The following is a 1089-nucleotide window of genomic DNA, read 5'->3' on the forward strand; positions in this document are numbered from 1 at the left end:
CAATCTTTACATGCTTCCTCTGGGACAGTTAATTCGCAGTAACAATGTGTCCTACCACAACTATGCAGATGACACTCAGATTTACATCTCACTGACAGCAGGTGACTCTGAGCCTGTGGACTCACTCTGTCACTGCCTTCAACAGATCACTGTGTGGATGCAAAATAACTTTCTACAACTTAACCCAGATAAGACAGAAGTCATTATCTTTGGTCCACACACACAAAGGGAAAGCGTCAGCAGTCACCTCGAGTCACTTTCCCTAAAGCCTAAAAATCAAGTTAGAAATCTAGGGGTAATAATGGACTCAGACTTGAACTTTAACAGCCACATTAAAGCAATAACATCAACAGCTTTTTACCATCTCAAAAACATTGCCAGAATCAAAGGTATTGTGTCTAAACCAGACTTAGAGAGACTCATCCATGCATTTATCTCTAGCAGACTAGATTACTGCAATGGTCTTCACACTGGACTTACTAAGCGAGCTGTAAAACAGCTGCAGTACATACAGAACGCTGCTGCTCGAGTCCTGACTAGGACCAGAAAGTACGACCATATTAGTCCTGTCCTCAGGTCTCTACACTGGCTTCCTGTCTCTCAGAGGATAGAGTTTAAAGCAGCTCTGCTGGTGTTTAAGGCGCTCCATGGCTCAGCACCAAAGTACATCTCTGACATGTTAGTCCCATATGAACCATCTCGGACTCTGAGGACCTCAGGGACAGGTCTCCTGTTGGTGCCCAGGGTCAGGACCAAACACGGCGAGGGAGCGTTTCAGTTTTATGCAGCTAAAATCTGGAACAGTCTTCCAGACGAGGTGAGACAGGCCTCTACTCTGACAATGTTCAAGTCCAGGCTCAAAACAGCTCTGTTCAACACTGCATATAACAACTAAAAGTATTTTATCTGCACTTTTCTCTTTTAGTATTATTTTAATTAATTGAATGATTAATTTTATGTTCATTTTATTTTTTGCTTGTAATTTGTTTTTGTTTTTTGTTGTTGTTTGTTTATGTAAAGCACTTTGAGTTGCCCAGCGTATGAATTGTGCTATATAAATAAACTTGCCTTGCCTTGCCTTGCCTTGCC

General features: G+C 41.9%; 1 protein-coding gene. It reads right to left on the minus strand.

Annotated features, from left to right (window positions below; all coding sequences use genetic code 11):
* Positions 1 to 715: 715 nt before the first annotated feature.
* Positions 716 to 1089: hypothetical protein (locus tag D4A39_RS18940; RefSeq protein WP_233552515.1), on the minus strand; the 374-nt coding region annotated here is incomplete at its 5' end.

The organism is Alcanivorax profundi (genome assembly GCF_003597125.1).
GTDB classification, from domain to species: domain Bacteria; phylum Pseudomonadota; class Gammaproteobacteria; order Pseudomonadales; family Alcanivoracaceae; genus Alcanivorax; species Alcanivorax profundi.